General features: G+C 60.6%; 5 protein-coding genes. All 5 read right to left on the reverse strand.

What is annotated here, in order from left to right:
• Positions 1-2: 2 nt before the first annotated feature.
• Positions 3-875: an FtsX-like permease family protein gene (locus tag EOM25_00920; protein NCC23749.1), complete on the reverse strand. Its 873-nt coding sequence runs from the start codon at positions 873-875 to the stop codon at positions 3-5.
• Positions 875-1555, reverse strand: coding sequence for an ATP-binding cassette domain-containing protein (locus EOM25_00925; protein ID NCC23750.1), 681 nt, complete (start codon positions 1553-1555; stop codon positions 875-877). The genes EOM25_00920 and EOM25_00925 overlap by 1 nt, the downstream gene beginning before the upstream one ends.
• Complete coding sequence (locus EOM25_00930) at positions 1552-2715, reverse strand: response regulator (GenBank protein ID NCC23751.1); 1164 nt, start codon at positions 2713-2715, stop codon at positions 1552-1554. The genes EOM25_00925 and EOM25_00930 overlap by 4 nt, the downstream gene beginning before the upstream one ends.
• On the reverse strand, positions 2712-4007 hold the full coding sequence (locus EOM25_00935) for a GAF domain-containing protein (protein NCC23752.1): 1296 nt from the start codon (positions 4005-4007) through the stop codon (positions 2712-2714). The genes EOM25_00930 and EOM25_00935 overlap by 4 nt, the downstream gene beginning before the upstream one ends.
• A 19-nt stretch (positions 4008-4026) precedes the next feature.
• The coding region (locus EOM25_00940; GenBank protein NCC23753.1) for a hypothetical protein at positions 4027-6231 on the reverse strand (2205 nt) is incomplete at its 5' end.

A 6231-nucleotide genomic window follows, 5' to 3' on the forward strand; every position in this document is an offset into this window, starting at 1 on the left:
CGTCATTCTCCAAGAGCCACCAGGCTTCCGGCCATGCCGGTCAGAACAAGACCCCCAATTAGGGCAAGGGCCTGCTCGGGGGGGAGGAATTCAATTCGCATCCACAGGGGGGGGAAATCCAAAGCCCTGGCCATGGCAATCTGGAGGCCCTTGAGAGCTCCGAGGGCCAGAATCCCGCCCAAGAATCCCTGAACCGCGCCGCCTATGAGCAGGGGATATTGAATGTACCACCTGCCCGCCCCGACCAACCGGAGGATGTCCACCTCTTCCCGGCGGCGAACCAGGGAAAGCTTGATGGTGTTACCCACGGCCAGGGCCGCCACCAAGGCCAGAAAAACCAGCGACGGCCAAAACACCCGGCGGACCATGGTCACCCAGGAGGAGAGGGTGTCCAGCTGGACCGGATTGAAATGGACCTCGGCAACCTGGGGCATGGTCGACAGGCGGCCATACATGGCCTTACCCCAGGCCTGCACGTCCGGATCGGGAACATCGAAGTCGGCCAGGGCCGTGGCCGGAAGGGGATTGGCGGCTCCGCCGAGCCCCTTGTCCTGGGCCGCTCCCAAGGACTCGGACAATACCTCCAGGGCCTGGTCCGGGGTGAAGGTTTTCAACGACTTCAGACCTTCCAAGCCCCGCAGGGCCTCCCAGTCGGCCTGGACCAAGGTCTGTTCCGTTCCCGGCCGCCAGTAGACCTGGAACTGGACCGACCCTCGATGACGATTCAACTGAAGTTCCAGATTATGCATGACCATGAGGAAGCTGCCGCCCATGATGGTCACCAGGACGATGGCCGCCAAGGTCAAGGTCAGAGCCCAAGGCTGACGGAAAACGTCCATGACGCCCTGGAGGGTCAGGAGTCCGAAATTACGCATCACTGTCCACCTCCCGGCACGGTGTATTCCCCTTCGATCCGCCCATCATTGAGCTGCAGAATCCGGCCCCCGGGCTGGCTCTTGAGCACGTCGTGGTTGTGGGTGGCCAGAACGATGGTCGTCCCGTGGAGATGAAACTGCCGAAACACGGCCAGAAGGCGCATGGCCAAGCTCCGGTCCAGATTGCCTGTGGGCTCGTCGGCCAGGAGCACAGCCGGGTTGACCACCACGGCCCTGGCGATGGCCACCCGTTGCTGTTCACCCCCGGACAGCTCTCGGCAGGGGACGTCGGCCTTGTCCTCCAGCTGGAGGCTCCGTAGCACTGCCCTGACCCTGCGCTCGGCCCTGGAGGGGGGCAGTCCGATGATATGCAGGGGGATCATGACGTTCTGAAAGGCCGTCCGGTCCGGAAGAATCTTGAAATCCTGAAAGACCACGCTGACCTTCCGCCGCAGGAGATCGACCCTGGGGCGGACTTTCGGGGCGAGGGCAAACCCGGCCACGCTCACATTTCCTCTGGTCACCGGCAAAGCACCGTGAAGGACCCTCATGAGGGTGGTCTTTCCCGCCCCGGAGGGACCGGTCAGAAAGACGAATTCCCCCTTGCCGACGCTGAAGGTGACGTCCTTGAGGACCCAATGGCGCCCGAAGGAAAAGGAGAGATGGTTGACCTCGATCATTGTTCCTCCCTCTTGATCCCCAACCGTTCGAGGGCCTGAACGGCCTCGGGAAAAATCGCCCTGGCCGCCAATGCCCTCCGAAGATAATTCGTCGCCAGCTTCACGTTGTGCTGGCCGAGCTGGGCCATGGCCATATTATAGAGAACCCCAGCGTTGTTCGGTTCCTTTTCCAGGGCCATCTGGTAGGCCTCGATGGCCTCACCCAGACGACCGGCCTTCCGCCAAGCCACACCCATGTTGCCCAGAGTCTCGGCGGTCAAAAACTTCATGATGAAGGGACCGAACTCGGCATAGACCTCCTCAACCATGCCCTGATCGAGGTAGGCGTTCCAGATGTCCTGCTTGACCTTGTGATCCCTAGAATTGACGTTCATGGCCCTGACAAAGCTCGCCTTGGCCTGGAGGGAGTCGCCGGCCATGAGGTGGATCCTGCCCATCAGTATATGGTGATCGGGATTGTTGGGGCTCAGCTCAAGAGCCCGTCGCGTGGACTCCTCGGCCTCGGCCAGCCGTCCGTCCCGAATCTGTATCCCCGCGCAGATCTCCCAGGCCTTGGTGTGCATTGGATTAGCCGCAAGAATGTTTCTGATCAAGACCTCCGCGTCGGGCAAACGACCGACCCGAACCAGGATGCGAGCCAGCTCGAACATGGCCCGCTGGGCCAAAGAGGGCTGTCTCGATCCGAAATCCCGGAGCAATGCTTCGGCCTCGCCCACCCGGTCCTCGGACACGAGCATGCGGACTTCCTTCAATATTCGTTCGAATTCAACGTCCGGACTCTCGCCCAGCCTGCCCTCGATCCACTTGGCCAGTGCCCTGATGGTCAGGGGCTTGACCAGATAGCCCGTCACACCCATGTCCGAGGCCAAGGCCACGTCCTCGCCTTCGGACTTGGAGGTCAGCATCAGAAAGGGAATATCAGACCATTGCGGAGTTCTGCGGATCTCTTGAAGCAAGAGAAGGCCATTCATCCTGGGCATGTTCCAGTCGGAGACGATAAGGGTTACGCCGGGAACGGATCGCAACGTCTCCAGGGCCTCCTCCCCGTTGGCCGCCTCCTCGAAACGTTTGAAGCCGAGAACGCGGAGCAGGTTGATCACCGTCTCCCGGGCGGCCAGGATGTCCTCCACCACAAGGACCGGCTTGGCCTTGTCGATCATTCATCCTCCGATCGAAAAAGGATCACGCAAAACCGACTGCCATGGGGCTCGGCATCCTCGACCCATATCCGGCCCTGCAGGAGGGTTGCTATCTTGCGGCAGAAAAAGAGACCGATTCCCGTCCCCTGGACGTTGGAATCCCTGGCCTCCCTGGTCCGCAAAAATTTCTCGAACACGGCCTCCTTGAGGTCGTCGGCCACGCCGGGCCCATCATCCTCAACCCAGAACTTGACCACCTTTCCGTACGGGTCCTGCTTGCGCCTGGACTCCCAGGTCGACCAGCCCATGGCGATGCGGCCGCCTTCGGGAGTGTACTTGACTGCGTTGGAAAAGAGATTCTGAAGGAGATGCCGAAGCAAATCCCCATCGGCCATGACCATGACGGCCTCTGAGTCGGGAACGATCATGACCTGCCCCTTAGCCTCGGACATGGGCCTGAGTTCGTCGGCCACCTCTTGGGCTGCGGCCTGCAGATCCACGGGCACCAGCTTTCCCGACCGTTCTCGCCAATGATCAATGCGAGCGATGTCCAGAAAATCGTTGATCATCTGAAGTAACGACGAGGCCCCCTTGAGGGCCGTGCCCGCTATGGCCTCTTGCTCGCCTTCCAGTCCCATGTACAGGAGAAGATCGAGGTTGGAGATCACTGCCGAAAGCGGACTCTTGAAATCGTGAACCACCATCTGGACCAGTTCGTCTCGCTCCCTTCCGGTCAGTTCCAGTTCCCTTTGCTTGATCTCCAGTTCTCGGGCCGTCCGCTCATAGAGTTCCTTTTCCTGTCGGACCCGCTCCAGGAGGCAGACGTTCTCCACCATGGGCGCGACGATCCGGGCATATCCGACCATCAGGTCCAGATCCCCCACCGTGAAGGATTCGTCGTCCTCCCGGTCCGAGGCGTTGACCACCCCCAAAAGGCCGTTGCCGTGTTCCGACAGGAGAGGAACGCACAAAAGCGAGTCCGTCTGATAGGAGCCACCCCGCCTGCCGAAACGAAGATCCTGGTTGATGTCCTCGACGAGCAACGGCTCCAGATGGACGCTGACGTACCCGGACACCGAGTGGGGATCAATGGGCAAAACCTTGCCCCTGATCCGCTCGTTGGTGGCGGCCATAATCTTCAGGGTCTTATCTCTGCCCTCGGCCAGCATGATCGAACCGGCCCTGGCTTGGACGCTGGCCAGGAGAATCCCTATGCTTTTCTGAAGCCTATCCTCCAGACGGTGCTTTTGGTCCGTGAGCACGGACAGCATCTGGAGAACAAAGGAATCCCTCTGGCCGTTGCAAACGGTCATGCCCTGTTCCGGTCCGGGCCTATCCGCACTTGGTGTAGCCGCAGGAAGCGCAGACGAAGCATCCCTCCTGAAAGACCAGGGGCTGGGAGCACTCCGGGCACTGGGCCTCCTTTAAATCGTTGGCCTTGGACTTCGGGGTCCGGCCGGACATGTACCGGTTCTCCAGGACCCAGGCCACGGCGTCGGGGATGGAGAGAAGCATGCCTTTTTTCTGAAAGACGGGATGCTCTCCCCCGATGCCCTTGAGCTGCTTGACCACCTCCTCCACCGGGATGCCTGAACGGAGGATCAAGGACACCAGCCGACCGATGGCTTCGGCCTTGGCCGTTATGGACCGACCCGAACGCCCGATGGTGGCGAAAACCTCGAAAGGTTTGCCTTCCTCATGTTCGTTGACCGTGAGGTAGAGCTCGCCCAGGCCGGTCTTCACCTTCTGGGTGAATCCGTACATGATCTCAGGACGCTCCTTTACCGCCCTGGACTCGGCCCGGCCCTCCTCCTTGGTCCGGTCGCCGGTGCAGAGGACCTGGACGCTCTTACAGCCGTCCCGGTACACGGTCACGCCCTTGCAGCCATTCTCGTAAGCCATCCAGTAGATGGCCCAGATATCTTCCTGGGTGGCCGAATTGGGGAGGTTCACGGTCTTGGAAACGGCATTGTCCGTGAATTTCTGGAAGGCGGCCTGCATCTTCAAGTGCCACTCCGGGGCGATGTCCATGGCCGTGACGAACACTTTTCGAATCTCGTCCGGCAGATATTCAACATGTTGGACCGTGCCCTTGGCCGTGACCTCATCCATAAGCTTGGCGCTGTATGCCCCGGAGTTCTCCAGGGCCTTGACGAAATGCCGATTGGCCTCCAGCAGGCGCTCCCCGTCCAGAACCTGACGGACAAAACTCAAGGCAAACAGGGGTTCGACCCCCGACGAGCATCCGGCGATGATGGACAGGGTTCCGGTGGGGGCGATGGTCGTGGTCGTGGCATTCCGGTAGGGGCCGAGATTCTGACTTTTATAGACCGAGGACTCGAATGAAGGAAACGGTTCCCGATCCATTGCCAGGCTTTTGGATGCCGACCGCGCCTCGGACTGCAAGAAATCCATGACCCGCTCGGCCAGACGAAGGGCCCGCTGGCTGTTGTACGGGATGCCCAGCTGGAAAAGCAAATCGGCCCAGCCCATGAGCCCCAGTCCGATCTTCCGGTTCCGCTTCACGGTCTCGGTAATTTTGGGCAGGGGATAGACCGAAGCGTCGATGACGTTGTCCAGAAAGTGGACGCTCAAATGAATGGCGTTTTTCAGTCCTTCCCAATCGACCCCGTCGTCGGACTCGGCATCGTGGAAACGCTCCAGATTGATGGATCCGAGATTGCAGGCCTCATAGGGAAGCAGCGGCTGCTCGCCGCAATTATGGACCACCAGACCGCAGGCATCGAAACGGTTCGCCCCGGGAACCTGGACGTCGAAGACTTCTTCTACATTTTCCGGGATAAGTTCCAGAAACTCGGCCAGAAACCGCTCGCGATTGGGGGTGCGCCGATATCCTGCCAACCTGGTGTTCAAAGTCGATTGCTTGGTCTCGTCGTTAAAACCGACAACATCTCTGAAGCGGAACAGGTTATCCCGGGAGATGACCAGTTCGTGCTGGGCCTGAACAGGGTATTCCCGATGCCCTCCCCGGCCGTCCGGCAACAGTTTCATTCCTTCCGGCCGTCTGTTCTCGTAGATGGCAGAAAAGATTCCCAGCCTCAGAAGCATACGCTGCACGGCCTTGAGGTCGTCCAGGTCGCTCTGGGCCAGCCTGACGCTGACCCCTTTGTCCTGATTTCCCTGCACGGAGCCGTCGGCGTCGAAAATGCCGGACAGGAATCCCCGGTAGAACTCGCTCGAGCATCGCTCGATTTCAGAGGTGATGCGCTTCTTTCTCGGCTCCATGCCCAGATCCAGGGCCAGTTGACCGCGGCTCCGGAAGAGGTCCTGCTCGCGGGCGTAGCGCTCGGCGCGCTTGGTGGCCAAGTCCGCCTCCAGGGTGCTGATGAGGGAGAAGGGCTTGGCGTCGTGGGCCACCATGATCCGGGTGTCCTCCAGGATTTTCTGGCTACGGCATTCGGCCTCGATGGCCAAGTCCAAACGCTGGCTGGCCAGGGCGAAGTCCCAGTAATCCACCGCGATGGTTTTTACCGCCGTGGCACAGGCGTGGGCCGCGTTCAGCCCGGCCGCCGCCAG

The sequence above is a fragment of the Deltaproteobacteria bacterium genome, assembly GCA_009929795.1.
Taxonomy (GTDB): domain Bacteria; phylum Desulfobacterota; class Desulfovibrionia; order Desulfovibrionales; family Desulfomicrobiaceae; genus RZZR01.

What these genes read in the sequence shown, in the direction of transcription:
- EOM25_00925 (NCC23750.1), bottom strand. Translation starts at nt 1,555, where the DNA reads ATGATCGAGGTCAACCATCTCTCCTTTTCCTTCGGGCGCCATTGGGTC.
- EOM25_00930 (NCC23751.1), bottom strand. Translation starts at nt 2,715, where the DNA reads ATGATCGACAAGGCCAAGCCGGTCCTTGTGGTGGAGGACATCCTGGCC.
- EOM25_00920 (NCC23749.1), bottom strand. Translation starts at nt 875, where the DNA reads ATGCGTAATTTCGGACTCCTGACCCTCCAGGGCGTCATGGACGTTTTC.
- EOM25_00935 (NCC23752.1), bottom strand. Translation starts at nt 4,007, where the DNA reads ATGACCGTTTGCAACGGCCAGAGGGATTCCTTTGTTCTCCAGATGCTG.